The sequence below is a fragment of the Vibrio sp. Y58_MX_L22 genome (genome assembly GCF_024181865.1).
Classification (GTDB): Bacteria; Pseudomonadota; Gammaproteobacteria; order Enterobacterales; family Vibrionaceae; genus Vibrio; species Vibrio alginolyticus.
Window position 1 is genome coordinate 687,871 of sequence record NZ_JAMZAN010000001.1, and the last position, 18,238, is coordinate 706,108.

Annotated in this window: 16 protein-coding genes; 6 read left to right on the forward strand and 10 right to left on the reverse strand. The window is 44.8% G+C overall.

Going from position 1 to position 18,238, the window contains the following annotated elements:
- Positions 1–2 precede the first annotated feature (2 nt).
- On the forward strand, positions 3–512 hold the full coding sequence (locus NL626_RS02930; protein ID WP_005387834.1) for a DUF2062 domain-containing protein: 510 nt from the start codon (positions 3–5) through the stop codon (positions 510–512).
- A gap of 149 nt (positions 513–661) precedes the next feature.
- Here the strand turns inward: NL626_RS02930 and lolE are convergent, their stop codons facing one another.
- The 3 genes from lolE to lolC are packed head-to-tail and all read right to left on the reverse strand — an operon-like array spanning position 662 to position 3,817.
- Positions 662–1,906, reverse strand: a complete 1,245-nt coding sequence (lolE, locus tag NL626_RS02935; protein ID WP_025766930.1) for a lipoprotein-releasing ABC transporter permease subunit LolE — start codon at positions 1,904–1,906, stop codon at positions 662–664.
- A gap of 2 nt (positions 1,907–1,908) precedes the next feature.
- A complete protein-coding gene (gene lolD / locus NL626_RS02940) occupies positions 1,909–2,616 on the reverse strand; it encodes a lipoprotein-releasing ABC transporter ATP-binding protein LolD (RefSeq protein WP_253656970.1) in 708 nt (235 codons plus the stop codon).
- Positions 2,609–3,817 (reverse strand): lipoprotein-releasing ABC transporter permease subunit LolC, encoded by a 1,209-nt coding sequence (gene lolC / locus NL626_RS02945; protein WP_253656971.1) that lies wholly within the window; start codon positions 3,815–3,817, stop codon positions 2,609–2,611. Before lolC ends, lolD begins: the two co-directional genes overlap by 8 nt.
- A 249-nt stretch (positions 3,818–4,066) precedes the next feature.
- Between lolC and NL626_RS02950 the strand changes: the two genes are divergently transcribed.
- The 4 genes from NL626_RS02950 (at position 4,067) to NL626_RS02965 (ending at position 9,593) form a co-directional block, all read left to right on the forward strand.
- Positions 4,067–4,636 (forward strand): hypothetical protein, encoded by a 570-nt coding sequence (locus tag NL626_RS02950; protein ID WP_017634743.1) that lies wholly within the window; start codon positions 4,067–4,069, stop codon positions 4,634–4,636.
- 5 nt (positions 4,637–4,641) lie between these two features.
- Positions 4,642–8,103, forward strand: coding sequence for a transcription-repair coupling factor (mfd, locus tag NL626_RS02955; protein ID WP_005387827.1), 3,462 nt, complete (start codon positions 4,642–4,644; stop codon positions 8,101–8,103).
- Positions 8,104–8,110: 7 nt separating this feature from the next.
- Positions 8,111–8,884, forward strand: a complete 774-nt coding sequence (locus tag NL626_RS02960) for a peptidoglycan binding protein CsiV (RefSeq protein WP_005387825.1) — start codon at positions 8,111–8,113, stop codon at positions 8,882–8,884.
- Between the two features lie 160 nt (positions 8,885–9,044).
- Positions 9,045–9,593, forward strand: a complete 549-nt coding sequence (locus NL626_RS02965; protein ID WP_005387823.1) for a GNAT family N-acetyltransferase — start codon at positions 9,045–9,047, stop codon at positions 9,591–9,593.
- A gap of 76 nt (positions 9,594–9,669) precedes the next feature.
- Here the strand turns inward: NL626_RS02965 and NL626_RS02970 are convergent, their stop codons facing one another.
- The 7 genes from NL626_RS02970 to hinT all read right to left on the reverse strand — a co-directional run bounded on the left by NL626_RS02970 (position 9,670) and on the right by hinT (position 15,883).
- Complete coding sequence (locus NL626_RS02970; RefSeq protein ID WP_005378463.1) at positions 9,670–10,959, reverse strand: NAD(P)/FAD-dependent oxidoreductase; 1,290 nt, start codon at positions 10,957–10,959, stop codon at positions 9,670–9,672.
- Between the two features lie 533 nt (positions 10,960–11,492).
- Positions 11,493–12,035 carry an alpha/beta hydrolase YcfP gene (ycfP, locus tag NL626_RS02975; protein ID WP_005378464.1) on the reverse strand — a complete coding sequence of 181 codons (543 nt, stop codon included), beginning with the start codon at positions 12,033–12,035 and terminating at the stop codon, positions 11,493–11,495.
- Between the two features lie 75 nt (positions 12,036–12,110).
- Positions 12,111–12,992: a thiamine kinase gene (gene thiK, locus NL626_RS02980; protein ID WP_253656972.1), complete on the reverse strand. Its 882-nt coding sequence runs from the start codon at positions 12,990–12,992 to the stop codon at positions 12,111–12,113.
- Between the two features lie 24 nt (positions 12,993–13,016).
- Positions 13,017–13,607, reverse strand: coding sequence for a penicillin-binding protein activator LpoB (lpoB, locus tag NL626_RS02985; protein ID WP_005378467.1), 591 nt, complete (start codon positions 13,605–13,607; stop codon positions 13,017–13,019).
- Between the two features lie 66 nt (positions 13,608–13,673).
- On the reverse strand, positions 13,674–14,066 hold the full coding sequence (locus NL626_RS02990) for a YcfL family protein (RefSeq protein WP_005378469.1): 393 nt from the start codon (positions 14,064–14,066) through the stop codon (positions 13,674–13,676).
- The gene (locus tag NL626_RS02995) at positions 14,066–15,463 is read right to left on the reverse strand and encodes a COG3014 family protein (RefSeq protein WP_064376278.1); all 1,398 of its coding nucleotides are present in this window, start codon (positions 15,461–15,463) and stop codon (positions 14,066–14,068) included. The genes NL626_RS02990 and NL626_RS02995 overlap by 1 nt, the downstream gene beginning before the upstream one ends.
- 69 nt (positions 15,464–15,532) lie before the next feature.
- Positions 15,533–15,883, reverse strand: a complete 351-nt coding sequence (hinT, locus tag NL626_RS03000) for a purine nucleoside phosphoramidase (protein WP_005378473.1) — start codon at positions 15,881–15,883, stop codon at positions 15,533–15,535.
- Between the two features lie 269 nt (positions 15,884–16,152).
- Between hinT and NL626_RS03005 the strand changes: the two genes are divergently transcribed.
- Positions 16,153–18,144, forward strand: coding sequence for a methyl-accepting chemotaxis protein (locus NL626_RS03005; protein ID WP_253656973.1), 1,992 nt, complete (start codon positions 16,153–16,155; stop codon positions 18,142–18,144).
- Positions 18,145–18,238 lie beyond the last annotated feature (94 nt).

Genomic DNA, 18,238 nt, shown 5'->3' on the forward strand with positions numbered 1-18,238 from the left:
CTATGCCTAGAAAGCTGATAAAACGCTTCATGCCAGATCATGAATTGATCAAACGCCAAAAAGCATTGAAGGTCTTCGGCAATGTGTTGTACAACCCGAACTTGTGGTGCTTAAACCGCCGCTCGGCATCAGGGGCTTTTGCTGTCGGGTTATTTATGGCTTTTGTTCCACTGCCGAGCCAAATGATCATGGCCGCTGGTTTGGCCATTATGTTGGGTGTCAATCTGCCCCTCTCCGTCGCTTTGGTATGGATCAGCAATCCTATCACTATGCCTGTGCTATTTTACTTTGCGTACAAGCTAGGTGCTCTAGTGATGCGTCTTCCCCCGCAACCTTTTCACTTTGAACTATCGTGGGAATTCATCATGCAGCAAATGAGCACCATTGGACCTCCATTTCTATTGGGCTGCGCAATTTGTGGGGTTGTATCCGCGATTATTGGCTACTTCGGAATTCGAGGGCTTTGGCGCTACTCAGTGGTACGGAGCTGGCAAAAACGCAAAATAAGATAAGACCTTACTGCGTAAAAATCAGCATTTGAGCTATCAGTTGAGGGGCATCTAACAGTTAGAATGAAACGCGATGTTACTCAAGTCGGATAAATACAAAAAAGGACCGAATTCGGTCCTTTTTTGTTTTTCGCATATTGTAAAACAATCAGCTATTTAGAACTCAGTACAGCCGCCGGATTCAACCTTGCGGCACGAGAAGCAGGATACCACGTCGCAAGTAAACTAAGCACTATCGCCGTCACTGACACCAATGCCACATCTGGCCAGTGTAGTTGTGATGGTAAGAAGTCGACGAAGTAAATATCGCCCGATAAAAACTGATGACCAATTAAGCTCTCTAACCCTTTAATTAACGGAGTCAGATTTAACGCCACTAAGACACCGATAACACTGCCGACGAGACTGCCAAATACACCAGAGAATACACCTTGCCAAACAAAGATCCGTTTGATTAGGCTATCTTTTGCTCCCATTGTTCGCAAAATTGCGATTTCCGCCGCTCGGTCTTTCACTGCCATCATCAACGTAGACACAATATTAAAACATGCCACGCCAATCACCAGTACCATCACCAAGTACATAATGGTGCGCACGAGCTGAATATCGCGATACAAAAAACCAAACTTTTGCTGCCAGCTTTTCAAATACACATAAACATCAACCATGCTACCAACCTCGCGAACAATAGAAGGCGCATTGAGAACATCGTCAGTTTTTAGTGAAATGCCAGTGACCCCTTCCCCTAATCTCGCGTATTGCTGAGCATCCGCTAATGGTACTAACGCTAGAGAGTGGTCGATTTGGCCATTCAATGTTAAGAACCCTGACACCTTCACGCGCACTCGCTTAGGAGCCTGCACTTTATTTGCGCCGCCTGTTTGCGGAATCATCAACGTAACGTAATCCCCCACGGCGACATTTAGCTCGTTTGCTACACCTCGTCCTAAGATCACTTGCTGCTGACCGGCATAAAAGTTTTGCCAAGCTTCTTGGTCAATAAAATTCGATAAGCTCGACACCGCTTGCTCGAAAGTAGGCTCTACACCACGAACTTCTATCGCTTTTAGCTTACTGCCTTTTTCTGCCAAGCCCGTAAAACGAACGTACGGTGCTGCCGCAACAACATGTTCATGTTTTAGAGCTTGATTCATCGTTTTGGTGTAGTCATGAAGTGGTCCATTAACACCTTCTAACTCTCCGTGTGGGATCACAGACAACACACGCGATTGCAGCTCGCGCTCAAAGCCATTCATTGCAGACAAACCGATAATGATCACAGCAACGCCAACCGCAATACCAATAGTCGAAGAAAGCGATATGAAAGACACCATCTTGTTGCGCTTTTTCGCTCGACTGAAGCGACCACCAATCATCAAAGCTAAAGAGGTAAACAAAACTAGCCCTCCGCAGATGCTGTATCAGTCACAAAACGATCTACGAGCAAACCATCTTGCATGTGCATTTGACGATCCATTTTTGCTGCCAGCTCTTTGTCATGCGTGACAACCAAAAATGCAATGTTTGACTCTTTATTGAGCTCGCGCATCAAATCATAGATAGACAGTGCCGTATTGTGATCTAAGTTCCCCGTAGGTTCATCAGCCAAGACCAGATCAGGTTTATTCACCAATGCACGCGCAATCGCAACACGCTGACGCTCACCACCCGATAACTCGGAGGGTCTATGTTGCATCCGATGATTCAAACCAACTTTATCTAACAGCGCTTTAGCCGCCTGTTTTGCATCCTCTACTTTAGCACCGCCAATCATCAGTGGCATCGCCACATTTTCAAGCGCAGTAAAGTCAGCCAATAAGTGATGAAACTGGTATACAAAACCAAGGTGCTTGTTGCGTAATGCCGCCTGTTTGTTCGAGCTCAAAGCTGATAAGTTTTGCCCTAGAAAATCAACTTCACCATGAGTTGCGTCATCTAACGCACCTAAAATATGCAATAAGGTACTTTTTCCCGAACCAGAAGAGCCAACAATAGAAACCAACTCCCCTTTGTCGATATCGAAACTTACGCCTTTCAACACTTCCGTATCTAACGAACCCTCTCGGTAGACTTTACGAATATCACGACATTCTAATAGCTTATTCATAGCGAAGTGCCTCAGCAGGTTTAACAGAAGATGCTCGATAAGAAGGATAAAGCGTAGCAGCAAGGCTAAGAGCAATCGCCAATACCACCACTAAAAGAATTTGCAGTGAATCAATCAAGATGGGTAGATGACCACCAAAGCTGAATAGCGCCACACCAGCAGATTCAAGAATCGCATTTAGATTAAGTGACAAGATCACGCCCGCAGCACCACCAACAATCGCGCCAATTACACCACTGCTTGCACCTTGCACCATGAAAATGGTCATCACCTGAGATTGAGTCATGCCTTGAGTTTTCAATATTGCGACTTCTGATTGCTTCTCCATTACCACCATAATTAAAGCGGAGATAATATTGAATGCAGCGACACCCACAATTAGACCTAGCATAAGTCCCATCATGTTCTTTTCCATTTTCACCGCTTGGAAAAGCTCACCACGCTGTTCGCGCCAATCACTCCATTCCCATCCATCAGGCATGGGTTGGTCAGCAAAATCCGTCACCATAAATGGGTCAGAGAAAAAGACACGCCAACCAGAAACCGTGTCTTTAGGGAAACGCATCAGCTTAGATGCATCCGTCAAGTTCACAATCATTAATTGACCATCAACGTCCGATCCCGTATTGAAAATGCCTGAGACAGTAAAGTTTCGCTGGCTAGGAATACGGCCAAGTGGGGTAAACTGCGTTGCGTTGGTCACCATCAAGCGCACTTTATCCCCGATTGAGACCTTTAGTGAACGCGCCAAACTGTGACCCAAAAATACATTGTAGTCACCTGCTTGAAGTGACGATAATCGTCCGGCAATCAAATGGTTGCTAATCGGATCGCCTTTCTTAGGTTCAATACCGATGAGGTAACCAGCCGTCAGCTGTGCAGAACTCTGAATAACAGCCTCTCCTCTAACGATAGGCTCCGGCTGAGATTCACTCGACATCGCTTGAACAAATGGAGGGGCAGACTCGGTCATAGGCGTTTTTCCATCGTGTTGCGAAACAACGGCATGAGGTAGCACACCTAAAATGCGTTCTTTTAACTGCGATTCAAACCCGTTCATCACAGAAAGAACCGTCACCAACGCCATTACACCGATCGTAATACCCGCCGTCGACATATAAGAAACAAATCGGCTGAACCTATCTCCAGAGCGTCCCCGAAGATACCTTAAGCCAATAAACAATGAGATAGGATGATACATATAAGACAAACCAACTGGTTGTTTTGATATAAAGCTTTAGCGGATTATCTTACCTTACTCTTCTCATTAAGAAGACAAGAGAATCGCTAAATTTGTCAACGACATGCAATAAGTCTGTATTTAGGGCAAAAAGTTCAAGGACAAATCAGCTAAACTTGATAACTTCATTCAGTTAGCGATAATCAGTGCCCTATTTCTCTTTGTTTGTTGAGTGAACAGGGAGCGCTCACTGGCAAAAGGATCGACTATATGACAGAGCAAGAATACTTTACCGTCCATCATAACCTCACCATCAACGTCGAAACGTTGAGTGCGGACTTTGCTTTGCCAGATGAAGAAACATTTGCCTCCGAAATTCCAGCACCATTTATTGTCGCCAGTGAATTTAGTCACTTAGATATGTTGGCAGACAACGCGCGTCTAGAGCTGAAAAACAAAGAGTTAAAGCATGTGATCAACTTGCTTGATACGCAAAACGCGAAACTTAACCTCTTGTTGAGCTTTATGCTTTCACAACAAGATGACGCCTCCATTCGATATCAAACGACGCAGTTTGGTGCTAGTCAACTCAGTTTCCGCTCAGATACAGCGTTAACTACTCAACAACTCGTTCGTGTTAAACTGTTCCTCGATCACCCTGCTGCGGCGATTTACTGTTACGCTCAAGTAGAAGAATGTGATGCTTCAGAGCAAGATTTCATTATCACGCTTAGATACAAGATGCTCCGAGAATCTGATCAAGATTTACTGATAAAGGCGGCACTGTATCAACAACAAAAACTTTTACGTCAGCGCTCGATGGAGCGAGATAAAAAATAATTCCTATGACAAAAGCAACGATTCTTTCCGTCACCAACCCTTCAGAGCGTGGCGACAAAAAACAGCTAGGTAATTTGCCGGGCGCAGCTCTACCTCTAGCCATTGCAGAGCTAGCCAAGCAGCATTCGAGTCACTCTCTACTCGTTGTGCCTGACCCGCAAATTGCTTTAAAGCTTCAGGCAGAGATTGAGCAATTCACCGACCAAACGGTAAGCCTGTTCCCCGACTGGGAAACGCTGCCTTACGATAACTTTTCTCCGCATCAAGAAATCATCTCTGAACGTATCGCACGCCTATACCAACTGCCAAGTCAACGTGATGGCATAACCATCGTCCCGGTCAGTACAGTATTGCAACGCCAATCGCCACGTAATTTTCTGTTGCAACACACTTTAATGGTGAAAACTGGTGATCGAATCTCGCTAGAGAAGTTACGTGTACAACTTGAAAATTCAGGCTACCGCCATGTAGATCAAGTATTTGGGCCAGGTGAATATGCAAGTCGTGGGTCTATTCTGGATCTCTTTCCTATGGGCAGCAATGACCCGTACCGCATCGACTTCTTTGATGATGAAATAGATACCATTCGCACGTTTGATCCAGAGAACCAACGCTCTATCGACGATATTCAGCAAATCCAATTGCTGCCAGCACATGAGTTCCCAACCACTAAAGAAGCGATTGAAGATTTCCGTACACGTTGGCGCACCCAGTTCGACGCGCGCCGCGAGCCTGAATCAATCTACATGCAAGTGACCAAAGGCACGTGGCCCGCTGGTATTGAGTATTGGCAGCCGCTGTTTTTTGACCATACCGAGACTTTATTTGAATATTTGCCAGAAGACTCTCAAGTCATCACATATGGTGATATCGAATCTGCGGTCGATACTTTCTTAACCGATGTCGAATATCGATACGACCAGAAAAAAGTTGATCCGCTGCGTCCTCTTTTGACTCCTGAACAGCTTTGGTTGAAAAAAGACGAACTTTTCAGTCAACTAAAACAGCTCCCTATCGCTCAATTGAGCCTAGATAAAGTGGTTAAGCGTGCCGGTCGTCAAAACCTACCCGTACAATCGTTAGCCGAGCTTGGCGTTCAGCAACAAAATAAAGAGCCGCTCTCGCGCCTTCGTCAGTTTAGTGAGCAATTCAGCGGAAAAATCGTTTTCTCGGTAGAGTCAGAAGGTCGTCGTGAAGCACTAACGGAGCTGTTGCAAGGCATCAAAGTTCGGCCAGTCGTACATGGCTCACTTTACCAAGCTCTAGACTCAGGTGATCGATTCAGCTTGATCTTAGGCGCAGCAGAGCATGGTTTCATTCACGAAGAGCTGAACTTCGCTCTGATCTGTGAAAGTGATCTACTCGGTGACCGTGTTATCCAGCGACGCCGCAAAGATAAAAAAGCCGTCAACAGTGACACCGTTATTCGCCACCTTGCGGAGTTAAAACCCGGTCAACCTGTGGTTCATATTGATCACGGTATTGGTCGCTACATCGGTTTACAAACACTTGAAGCCGGTGGCATGAAAACGGAATACGTCACCCTTGAGTATCAAAACGATGCCAAGCTCTACGTGCCAGTTTCATCACTGAATCTTATCAGCCGTTATTCTGGCGGCGCTGAAGAGAATGCGCCACTGCATAAATTAGGTGGTGAAGCGTGGGCAAAAGCACGTCGTAAAGCGGCAGAAAAAGTGCGTGATGTCGCGGCAGAATTGCTGGATGTGTATGCAAAACGAGAATTAAAACCGGGCTTCAAATTTGAGCTAGATCGTGGGCAATACGCAACATTTAAAGCAACATTCCCGTTTGAAGAAACAGATGACCAAGCTATGGCCATCAATGCCGTATTGTCAGACATGTGCCAGGCAAAAGCGATGGATCGCTTAGTGTGTGGTGACGTGGGCTTTGGTAAAACGGAAGTCGCTATGCGCGCAGCATTTGTCGCAACGGATAACAGTAAACAGGTCGCCGTACTCGTACCAACAACCTTGCTTGCTCAGCAGCATTTCGAAAACTTCCGTGACCGTTTTGCCAACTTACCAATCCGAGTTGAAGTACTGTCTCGTTTTAAATCTGCCAAAGAACAAAAAGTCATTCTGCAAGACGTTGCCGATGGTAAAGTCGATATTGTCGTTGGTACGCATAAGCTGCTTTCGAGCGACATTAAATTCAAAGATTTAGGTTTGTTGATCGTTGATGAGGAACACCGCTTTGGGGTTCGTCAAAAAGAAAAGGTCAAAGCAATGCGTGCGGATGTGGACATTCTTACCCTCACCGCAACACCAATTCCACGTACACTGAATATGGCAATGAGTGGCATGCGAGACCTGTCGATCATCGCGACACCTCCTGCACGCCGTTTAGCCATTAAAACCTTTGTTCGACAAAAAGAAGAGCCAGTGGTCCGTGAAGCGGTACTGCGTGAAATTATGCGTGGTGGTCAGGTTTACTTCCTGCACAATCAGGTTGAAACCATTGAAAAAACGGCAGAAGACTTACAGAAACTCATCCCAGAGGCACGCATTACCGTGGCTCATGGTCAAATGCGCGAGCGCGAACTTGAGCGAATCATGAATGACTTCTACCATCAGCGCTTTAATGTGTTGGTGTGTACAACCATCATCGAAACCGGTATCGACGTACCAACGGCGAATACCATAATCATGGATCGTGCGGACAATCTTGGCTTGGCGCAGTTGCATCAATTACGTGGCCGTGTTGGACGTTCGCACCATCAAGCCTATGCTTACTTATTAACGCCACATCCAAAAGCCATGACCAAAGATGCCATCAAGCGTCTTGATGCGATTGCTTCACTGGAAGACTTAGGTGCTGGCTTTACGTTAGCAACCCACGATTTAGAAATCCGTGGTGCTGGTGAGCTGCTTGGTGATGAGCAAAGTGGGCAAATTCAATCCGTTGGTTTTACACTTTATATGGAAATGCTGGAACAAGCAGTGCAAGCATTAAAAGAAGGCAAGGAGCCATCTTTGGATGAGCTGCTTCGTGAGCAAACTGAAGTGGAAATGCGAATCCCAGCGCTCTTACCAGATGATTACATTCCGGATGTAAACACACGACTGTCGATGTACAAACGCATTGCGAGTGTCACAAGCAGTGATGAACTATCAGAGCTAAAAGTGGAACTGATTGATCGCTTTGGTCTGCTTCCAGACGCAACAAAGAACTTACTTGCCGTCTCAGAATTGAAAATTTCGGCTGGTAGTTTAAAAGCGAAAAAGATAGAAGCCCATGATAAAGGTGGATTTATCGAGTTTTACCCTGATGCTGACATAAATCCAGCGTATTTAGTTAAACTGCTGCAATCACAGCCGCAAAAATTTGCAATGGAAGGTCCAACTAAGTTCAAGTTTAGCGTACCATTGGTGGACCGACGTAAACGCATTCAGTTTGTTCAAGACTTACTGAATGATTTTAAACAGAATTTATTACCAACGAGCTAATAGTCGAATGAGAATACTGATCCCGTTATTGCTTCTATGTGTCTCAATGCCCTCTTGGGCACAGCGCCAATTTGATATTGAAGTGATCATTTTCAAGCGAGCAGTCGACGCTGAAAGCACAACAGAATCTTGGCCGAATCAACTGCCAAAAATCGATATGGAAAATGTCGGTAGCCTAGAGAGTGAATCCTACCGCCGCTCTAAAGGCGTGACGCTTTTGCCAAGTTCTTCTTTCCGTCTCAACGCGCAAGAAGCGGCACTAAATAATCATGCCGGCTTTAAAGTGCTTAAACACGTAGCCTGGCGTCAAGGTGACCGAGGTAAATCTAGCGCCCCAATTTTCCGCATCGTTGGCGGGCGAGATTTCTCTGATTCTTATCAAGCAGATGGCCGCCCAATCAATGGCAATAGTAATCAAACATTTTCCAGCGACGGTTACAGTGAAGAGACGGTCAATGGTCCTTTATATGAACTAGATGGTCGATTCCAAATATACGTACAGCATTACCTCTTCGCTGAAACAACACTAGATCTGCGCGAACCAAGTGTTAGAGAGGTGCGTTTTGAACCAACCTCAACTGAGCAATTGGCGGATGACTTAGGTGAAGTAGATGGTAACGTCCAAGTTGGTAACTTGGCAGAAATATCGCCGACAGTAACCGAAGAGAAATTCCTGAAGAGTTATCGAATGGATCAAAAACGTCGTATGCGTAGCAGCGAGACTCATTACCTAGATAACCCGTTGATGGGTATGATCATTCAAGTTCGTCGGGTTCGATAAGCACGAGCGGTTCGACAAAGCGCAGCAAAGCTGCGCTTTGTTTTTATCTGCTATACCTCAGTTATTCCTAACCAACGCAGAGCAAGGAAAATAGCTGCGTTCAAGTATAAATAGACAGCTTTCAATTTACTTACACTCAACATGGAAGTCGTATTAGTTCATGAGTCCAGACTTTGAAATCATTGCGCCCCGCTTAGCGCTCAAGCTCATCCCTGCTGAAGAAGCACATTCACTACAACGATTACTTGCAGAATCCCCTTCGCTGCACCAATGGCTTGACTGGTGTGATAAAAACGTCACATTGAAAACCGCGCAGGACTTTCTGTTGGCAACCCGTCTTAACTGGGTCAAAACTGAGGCTTTTGGTTTCGGTATCTATGAGCGGCAAAGTAACACTTTGGTTGGAATGGCAGCGGTTAATGAGTTATATCATACGTTTAATATGGCGAGTATTGGTTACTGGGTTGCCGACCGCTATCAACGGCAAGGTTATGCCCAAGAAGCCGTTAAAGCCTTAGCAGAATTCTGCTTCGCAAAGCTAAGTTTAACTCGACTAGAGATTGTTTGTGACCCCGACAACGAAGCTAGCCAAGCCTTAATTGAGTCCGTCGGTGCACAAAAAGAAGCCATCGCCAGAAACCGGTTTATTTTTCAGGGTAAGCCTAAAGATGGCGTTGTGTTCTCACTTTTACCGACAGATCTAACATAAACAAAAAGCCACCGACTTGCGGTGGCTTCTGCATTTTTTAAGATACAACACATCCACACAGAGTGGATTTAAAACCTTAGTGCAGCTTAAGGTTTGGACGCAGCACGCGATTAATGCGGCCGACGAGCATCATCAGACCGGTTTTGAATACACCGTGCAACGCCATTAGGTGCATGCGATACAATGAGATGTAAACGACACGAGCAATACGGCCTTCTACCATCATCGACCCTTTAGTTAGGTTCCCCATCAGACTACCAACGGTTGAGAAGCGACTTAGAGACACTAATGAACCGTGATCTTTATATACATAGTCTTTCAACTCGCGCCCGTTGATCTTCGCGACGATGTTACTAAATGCCTGGCTTGCCATTTGGTGTGCAGCTTGAGCGCGTGGCGGCACGAACGAACCGTCAGACTGGGTGCATTGTGCTAAGTCACCAATAACAAAGATGTCATCATCTCGTGTTGTCTGTAGTGTGTTTTTCACTACAAGCTGATTGATACGGTTCGTTTCTAAGCCAGCGATATCTTTAATAAAGTCTGGAGCTTTGATACCCGCAGCCCAAACCATGATTTGAGCTGGGATCTTCTCACCATCTTTTGTAGTAAGGCCATCTTTTTCAGCTTTAGTCACCATAGTGGCGGTGCGCACGTTTACGCCCAACTTCACCAACTCTTGATGAGCAGCAGAAGAAATACGTGGAGGTAACGCTGGTAAAATACGCTCACCTGCTTCAATCAGATTGACGTTCAACTTGCTAGAATCAAGATCACCGAAGCCATAAGTGCGCAGCTCTTTAACAGCATTATGTAACTCAGCTGATAGTTCAACGCCAGTTGCACCAGCACCAACAATAGCAATATCGACCGTACCGTTACCGTTTTTCGCGTGCAGCTTTAGGAACTCGTTGTTCATTTCTGTACGGAAACGGTGTGCTTGCTCAGGGCTGTCTAGGAAAATACAGTTTTCACGAACGCCAGGCGTGTTGAAGTCGTTTGATGTCGAGCCAATTGCCATCACTAGAATGTCGTATTCTAGCTCACGGCTTGGCATAAGAAGTTCACCGTGTTCGTCTTTAAGCTCACTTAAGATGATCACTTTACGTTCACGGTCGATGTCTTGAAGACTACCCATTTGGAAGTCGAAGCTGTGGTTTTTTGCATGAGCTCGATAGCTCAGTGCATCTACTCCTTCGTCCAAAGAACCTGTAGCAACCTCATGCAATAATGGCTTCCACAAGTGGCTCGCTTTTCGATCGACTAGCGTAATTTGCGCACGGTTTTTGCGACCTAGAGTTCGACCAAGCTTAGTTGCCAACTCAAGACCACCTGCACCGCCGCCTACAACGATAATGCGTGTCACAATGATTTTCCTCTACAAAAATGAATATATGGGGTTCAGCTCGATGCATGACTCACAAACATTTGTGGCATCCATCCAACCGATGAATTCTTGGTTCTTAGAGGTGTCTCAATTACTTGGATTAAAAAACTGCCACTCACCTTGATTCTTTATCTATCAATGACTTGTCAGGGTTTGGCATGTTTATCTGGTACGCATACGACGCCAGAATTTTTTGGGCAAGTTTATTACTCGCTCTCAATTTTTTTTGATATTTATCAAATTATTTTAGTCCGGTTCATTATATAGAGACCAACTTTGAAGGCAACCAAAATCCGTGTAACGAGTACGGATTGACTACTTTTCGACTACTCTACAACAAGGTGTTCGTGCTACATAGGAGGGAAGTAAGAAAACGGTAAGGAGAACACAATATTCAAAGCGTTAAACCAAGAAAATGTGCCTTTCAAAGAGACAGTGGCTCGGCATACTCAAGAGAAGGAATCGCAGCAAAGCAGCAGATAAAAACGCCGCTTTACTGTCTACACTCAACATTAATAAGTATTTTTAAATGCCTTTATCGCTTGTAAATGATGAGAGATTTTTTTGAACTTATGAGACTGAGTTTCATCCCAAATGATTTGATAGTGTTTTTCTAGCTCAGCTGCCGTTTTCGAATTGTCATGCACTTCATCATCTTTAGAGAGAATCACTAAGCAGTGAGCTTGATTTTTCGCTCGGAACTGATCAACACATTTTGTTGCGATATCTTCGTACTCTTCTGGACGATCGATTCGACCAGCCATCGTTTTTTCTGGGTGCAAGTTCGGGTTGAACATCACTTGCTTGATACCGCATAGAAAACCAATTCGCTCAGACCAGTAACCACCTAAACCAACCCCGCAGATTAACGGGTTTGGGTCATCAGATTGATCGATAACTTTAGACACTTCTTTTAACAAGTGTTGCATGTCGTGCTTTGGGTGAAGGGTGCTGTAATTGATAAAACGAACGTCGTCGTCGATAAATTGCAGTTGAAGAACTTTTTCGTGGTTACCCGGGCTTGTACTGTCAAAGCCGTGTAAGTAAATAATCATGTGTACCTCTCCCTGTGTGTATCTGGTACTTTTATTAAAACTACCACTATTTCCTTACTGTTAAAGGGGAAAATATCACGAGTTCTCAAAACAGTGATCTTCCATACACAATGAGCCTTTCAACTCATACGCACTGTTTAAGTATTGTTCAGTTCCCCACAATTTATAGGCAAGTAGATACCAGAGCATCGCCATCACCAAGGTTCTTGGTTGCCAAGCTTTTACACCTCTCAGCCAAAGAGACACATCTTCGATACCTCGAATTTGGCAATACTGCTTTACCGCTTCTTCCACAGGCGAATTCGCGACCTGAATAGTTAAGGTCAAATCAAGCCTAGGGTCAGCAATCCCGGCATACTCCCAATCAATGACTTTCACCCCACTCTCTCCTCGCACTAGGTTGTAACACCCCAGATCGAAGTGACATAGGGCCAGCGGAACAGGTGCAACGTTCGGTTCCGTGCGCCACTTCATGTACAAAGCCTCAAACTCCGTCCCCACATACTGACCACCAAGCTCAAGCCAATAATGATCGATGCGAGAAATATATGAAAATGGAACCAAAGGAATTGCGCTTATCGGATATTGATGAATCTTCGCCGCAATGGATAATAAATTGCTTAGTGCTAAGCCTGACTCCGTCAGAGCCTCTCCTTCTATCCATTCCACCAGCAACCCTTGCTCATGAATAAAAACTGGCTTGGGGCCAATTTCCAATGAAGAGACTGCATTCAGCACTTGATATTCACTGTGACGAGAAATTGAAAAAGCCTTGCAGACATGACTGGTCGGTCGCCAGATGTATGCAAGGCCTTGAGAAGATTCCAACCGCCAACAACGGTTGGTGAGCCCCCCGGTAACAGTTTGTACTTTTACCGGAGGCTCCGTAAAGAAGCCATCGAGAGCGTTAAGACTCGGATCTAACTGTTTTGCTTGTTGCCAAGAAAACCATGCCATTGATGACTTCTCCACCCTGTTCGATTAAAGACCGAATAGGCTCTTAGATTGCGCTTTACGAATTTCAGTTTCATCCGCCCACTCAATCAAACCTGTTTCTAGGTCCATTAGGCGCATGGTCATCTTGTAGTATACATCTTTATCGCTACCCGCATTTTTCACAATGCTAGATAGGTTGCCGTAAAGCATGTATTGAGCACCAACCATTTTACCAAATTGGATAGCTGTGCTTTGGTTAACAAGCTCATCCGTGTTTTGGAAGTTAAGTTGTTCACGCACAGACTCAACACGATCCATATCAACAAAACGGAACTTACCTGAGTTCAACATCTTAGTAGAGATCGTGTCAGTAATGGATTCAGTGTCAATATGTTCACTGGTTTTGTTCTTAATTCGCTCAACAAAAACGATAGGACGTTGGTCACGAGTAATTGCTGCTACAGAGCCCGACATCATCATGCTATCCACCATTTCAGCCGCGATTTTTTGTAAATCTGTTGAGCCAAAATCGATAGTCGTGGTTTCTGTTGCTTGCGCATCGCCGTAAGAGACTTTGTTAGAACAGCCACCTAAAATGACGGCAAGACCTAAAAGAGCAATAATACTTTTTTTCATGAGAGTTCCTTAGTTTTTCAATACCAGCGCATCGTTAGCGCGGCAGCTTCGGCAGAGCCGTTAAGATTAATCGTCTTGTGCTTCTCTAATTTGCACACGGAATTTTGTGCCATTTGGATTCACAGTAACTTCAGATAACGTGACTTGCTCAAATCCTCGCACAATCATTTTTCGCCACGGACCAGGTTTGGTATTCACTTCTAAACCATTGTTGTCATACCAATAAAATCGGTAAAGAATATGCTGATCACCTTTGTAATTGCTACTCAGCTGCACGACTCCTCGTGGGCGATCATCAACGTAAGTGGTGGTGATGTTGTCAACTAATAAGCGACTACCTAAAACGTTATCATTAAAAAATACTTTTTGCGTTTGGCCATCAATTCGAATACCAGCCGTGTTTTCGGCGCATCCAACTAAACCAATAGCCATTGCTAAACAAACAAGCCATGCTTTCATTACAGTCTCCCTAGCTGTTTATGCCACACGGTTGAGTGTGCTCCCTGACGAGATACCCATACCAATGTAGTCTGCTGTGCAGGCACTTCAAACTGATAGGTTTGATCACCCAAGTTTAAACTTTGTGTTCCCGGTTTCACGATTTTTGAAGCCGTTTTCACTTGCGCTGGCAATGTTTGCCAACTTCTCGTATCTGGCTGTTCGGTCAATGTGTTCCATACATTGAAAAGTATGTTGCCCACATCATCGCCTTTTTTCGCCGCCTCTTTTCGGATTCGATCTTTTGCCCAAACACGAAGAGCTTGACGGATCACTATTGTAGTAAGACGTTCATTAAGATCGTTTTGCGCCATCGCATTAACATCAGTCAGCGTACTGGAAGGCAATACCTGACCATTTAAAACAACATCGCTAAAACGTTGAGCACCTCGGTTCTGATAATAAGGAAGCGCCAACGAATAAATCGCGCCATTATCGCGACTGTCGTAAATTGGTAAATCAATACGCCACCCTTTCATCGCCTCAACAACACCCTGCTCATCAATAACGATGACTCGCCCTTGTGACTGAGTTAATCCAGAAGGTGCTTTACCATACCGCTTCTCTAGCATGCGCAAGTCTTCACGCATGCCCAGCTTCTTAGCAGCGTATAAGGTGCTTTCCACAACTTGCTTGTTGTCTGGCATTACAGCGAGTGCTCGTCGGTAATCAACATAAGCACTGTTTAAGTCTCGCGACGCTTCATATAACAAGCCAGAAAGATAGAACAGATAACCATTTTGTACCGCGCTTAGTTTTTTACCAGCATCAGGGTAGTTCGCTAACACACTGCCTAAATTGGCAGACATGCCTTGCTTGTTAAGGTCTTTCTCTGCTGCTTTAAGCTCTTTTTCACGCGCCTTTCTTGCTGCTTCCTGAACTTGATTAGCTCGACGCACTTCAACTAGTGCCCCTTCTAAATCGTTTTTCTGTAAGTAATTTAGTCCTAGATACAGGTGCAAAAAGCCAAGTTCGTAATCGGCGGGATGATAGTCTTGGAGATTGTCGTTCACTGCGAGAGAGCCGACGCTCGTTGCCGTGTCTGACACAGATATCGTCGCTCGATCTTGTTGAACACGTACGGCACGATCGCCGCTTTCTAGCGCATTCAAACTTGTTGGGTAATCTTCAGCAAGAAAAGAGATGCGACCTTTTTCAAAATTGCCAAGTATCTCGCCACCCACTTCACTTGATTGAAGTTGTTTTGCTTTGGCATATTCCCCTGCAACAACGGCTTGATAAACTTCTTGATTCTGGTTGCTGTAATGGCTAAACAGATTGCCCGCAGATAAGTTCGCGCAGCCAGAGGCCATTAAAGCCCAGCTCATCAGCCCTAACAGCTTTACACCTAGTTTCACATTTATCTCCACAAATGTGTCATTCGACAGGAAAAAGAAGTGGGTGAATCACCACCCACTTTTAAAAGCTTAGCTCAATACCATTGGACCTAGAGGGCGGCCGCCTAGTAGGTGCATGTGAATATGGTAAACCTCTTGGCCACCATGTGGATTACAATTAACGATCAGGCGATAGCCGTCTTCAGCAATACCTTCTTCTTTCGCTAACTTTCTAGCAACAGTGAACAAACGCCCCATCATTGCTTCATCTTCAGCTTCTACATCATTCGTTGTTGGGATCAGTTTATTCGGAATAATGAGAATATGGCTTGGTGTGCGAGGGTTAATGTCGCGAAACGCAGTCACCAAATCATCTTGATAAAGGATATCGGCAGGGATTTCCTTGCGAATAATTTTACTAAAGATCGTTTCTTCCGCCATGAGGACTCCATTTTATAAACGTAATTAGACCCCAATTAGTATGCGCCAACCAAAAGCGGAGCTCAATAAAAACAGTGTTCACTTAACATTATTAATCAAATGCTAATTAACGAAGCTTTTTTTGTCGTGTGCGTCATAAAATGCGCATCACAAACTGAATACAATCCAATGAATTTTGTTACTTTTTTAAGACAATTATTATTTTTATACCCAAGTAAATTCAAAAATACTTGGGTAGCTTGTCTATTTTTGGGAGAGGAAGCTCACTTATGCGAGGTTCAGTTATTAAAAGGATGTATGCCGGCTTTGCACTGATCATCATCCTATTTGCCGTCACAATTGCCATTATGATGGGAGGAATGAGTGATATTCACGGAAAATTTGGCACGGTTTCTAAATCATCCCTACCGTTGGTATCGTTATCTAATCAAACCAGTGTTGAGCTGCTTTCTGCCGACAAATCATTTAAAGACTTCCTGACGACAGAGAATAAACAACGCATGGATGAAATGCGTCAGGAATTTGCTAGATCTCAACAGCGCTTCGAATCCACATTGGCTCAACTGAAAACCGCAAGCCAAATCTACCCTTCTCTTGCCGAACCGTTTTCACAGTTAAAAACGTTAGAGCAGAGCTATTTTACAGAAGCTCTAGAGGCCATGGACAACTACGAAGCAATGTTTGCGGCTCAAGAAGAAGTGCAAAAATCCTCACGCCGCTTCCAAAAACTGAATACCGAACTTTCGGTTGGTCTTAAAGAATATGTGGCAGATCAAACCAGCATTTCTGTCAAAGTCATGGCAAAGAGCTACTTTATCAAGTTAAAAGATGCCGAAGTAATTACCTCTGATGCCCTCGCCAGTTCCAACCCTGAGTTTGTTACGCAAGCCGTAGCTAAAAACCGCAAAGCAGTAGCGCACTTGAATTACGCATTCCGCGGGTTGGTGACTCAGCTTCCTGAGCTAGAAAAAGCTTTTGGCGAATCTGTAGAGCAATTTACTCGTGACGTTGGTATGCGTGGCGGTGTGCTAGACCAACATAATAATTACCTCAATGCTCGCGCCGCTTTGTATAACAATATCGCCAACCTAGCAAATAAAGTGGATTCAACCATGGCGATTCTTGAGCAATTCACGACAACCGCAACAGATAAGCTCAATGAATCATTGGCAGACGCAGGTGACATATATTCGGCGGGTGTAACGAAAGCCATCATCATTGGCGTTATTGTCGTTTTACTCGCGACAGCGATTGGCTACCACATCGCTCAAAGCGTTCGCGAACCGTTGACTCGTATTCTAAAAGTGTTAGAAAGCCTGACTGAAGGTGATATGACACAGCGTATCGACATTCGCTATAACAACGAATTCAGCCGTGTGAGTGGACACATTAACTCACTCGCCGACAACCTTCACGAGATCTTGGTGAAACTCAACGAAGCGTCAGAAAACCTATCGTCAACCGCGACAACCAACGAACGCACCTCTTCGCAAGCACAAATTAAATTGAGCTCTCAACGCGAACAAACGGCAAACGTCGCTACCGCGATGACAGAAATGTCCCATTCAGTGCAGGAAGTCGCGCAAAGTGCGCAAGGCTCGTTAGAAATGGTGCAACGCGTCGAATCTGCCTCTGAAGAAGGCAGAAATGTTATGAGCAGTAATATCTCAACCATTAATCAACTAGAAACACGTTTGAACGAATCGGTTTCCGCAGTTTCTGAGCTACAAAAAATGAGTGGTCAAATTGGGTCTATCCTTGATGTGATCCGCAACATTGCGGAGCAAACCAACCTACTGGCATTGAACGCGGCAATTGAAGCGGCTCGCGCTGGTGAACAAGGTCGCGGCTTCGCGGTAGTGGCAGATGAAGTACGAGTACTCGCATCAAGAACGACTCAATCAACCACTGAAATTGAATCTATGATCAGTAATCTGCAATCTAGCTCACAATCGGCAAACCAAGTCATACAAAGCTGTATGAGCGATATGGAGATGTCGGTTGAGCAAGCGTCAAAAGCGAACAGCTCAATGGAAGAGATCCAGGCGCTAATCATTGAGATCAGCCAAATGAGTACGCACATTTCACAAGCAGCAGCAGAGCAAAGTGAAACATCAACAGACATTGCTCGCAGCATTGAAGATATTAACAACATCGCCGATGAAAGTTTCCAAGCCATGTCGAGTATCGCACAAACCAGTGAATCACTGACCCACTTGGCTCATCAGCAAAATGAATTGGTCCACCGCTTTAAGTTATAAATACTTTATAATTAAGAGTATTAATTAGTGCAATCAACTGTATAAGGGCGACTTTTTGTTAAGTCGCCCTTGTTTTTTGTCGGCCATGTCTACA

Coding starts and splice junctions, on each gene's coding strand:
- NL626_RS02990 (WP_005378469.1), bottom strand. CDS start 14,066: ATGAAAGCATGGCTTGTTTGTTTAGCAATGGCTATTGGTTTAGTTGGA.
- lpoB (WP_005378467.1), bottom strand. CDS start 13,607: ATGAAAAAAAGTATTATTGCTCTTTTAGGTCTTGCCGTCATTTTAGGT.
- NL626_RS02950 (WP_017634743.1), top strand. CDS start 4,067: ATGACAGAGCAAGAATACTTTACCGTCCATCATAACCTCACCATCAAC.
- ycfP (WP_005378464.1), bottom strand. CDS start 12,035: ATGATTATTTACTTACACGGCTTTGACAGTACAAGCCCGGGTAACCAC.
- lolD (WP_253656970.1), bottom strand. CDS start 2,616: ATGAATAAGCTATTAGAATGTCGTGATATTCGTAAAGTCTACCGAGAG.
- mfd (WP_005387827.1), top strand. CDS start 4,642: ATGACAAAAGCAACGATTCTTTCCGTCACCAACCCTTCAGAGCGTGGC.
- NL626_RS03005 (WP_253656973.1), top strand. CDS start 16,153: ATGCGAGGTTCAGTTATTAAAAGGATGTATGCCGGCTTTGCACTGATC.
- NL626_RS02960 (WP_005387825.1), top strand. CDS start 8,111: ATGAGAATACTGATCCCGTTATTGCTTCTATGTGTCTCAATGCCCTCT.
- thiK (WP_253656972.1), bottom strand. CDS start 12,992: ATGGCATGGTTTTCTTGGCAACAAGCAAAACAGTTAGATCCGAGTCTT.
- lolC (WP_253656971.1), bottom strand. CDS start 3,817: ATGTATCATCCTATCTCATTGTTTATTGGCTTAAGGTATCTTCGGGGA.
- NL626_RS02965 (WP_005387823.1), top strand. CDS start 9,045: ATGAGTCCAGACTTTGAAATCATTGCGCCCCGCTTAGCGCTCAAGCTC.
- hinT (WP_005378473.1), bottom strand. CDS start 15,883: ATGGCGGAAGAAACGATCTTTAGTAAAATTATTCGCAAGGAAATCCCT.
- NL626_RS02930 (WP_005387834.1), top strand. CDS start 3: ATGCCTAGAAAGCTGATAAAACGCTTCATGCCAGATCATGAATTGATC.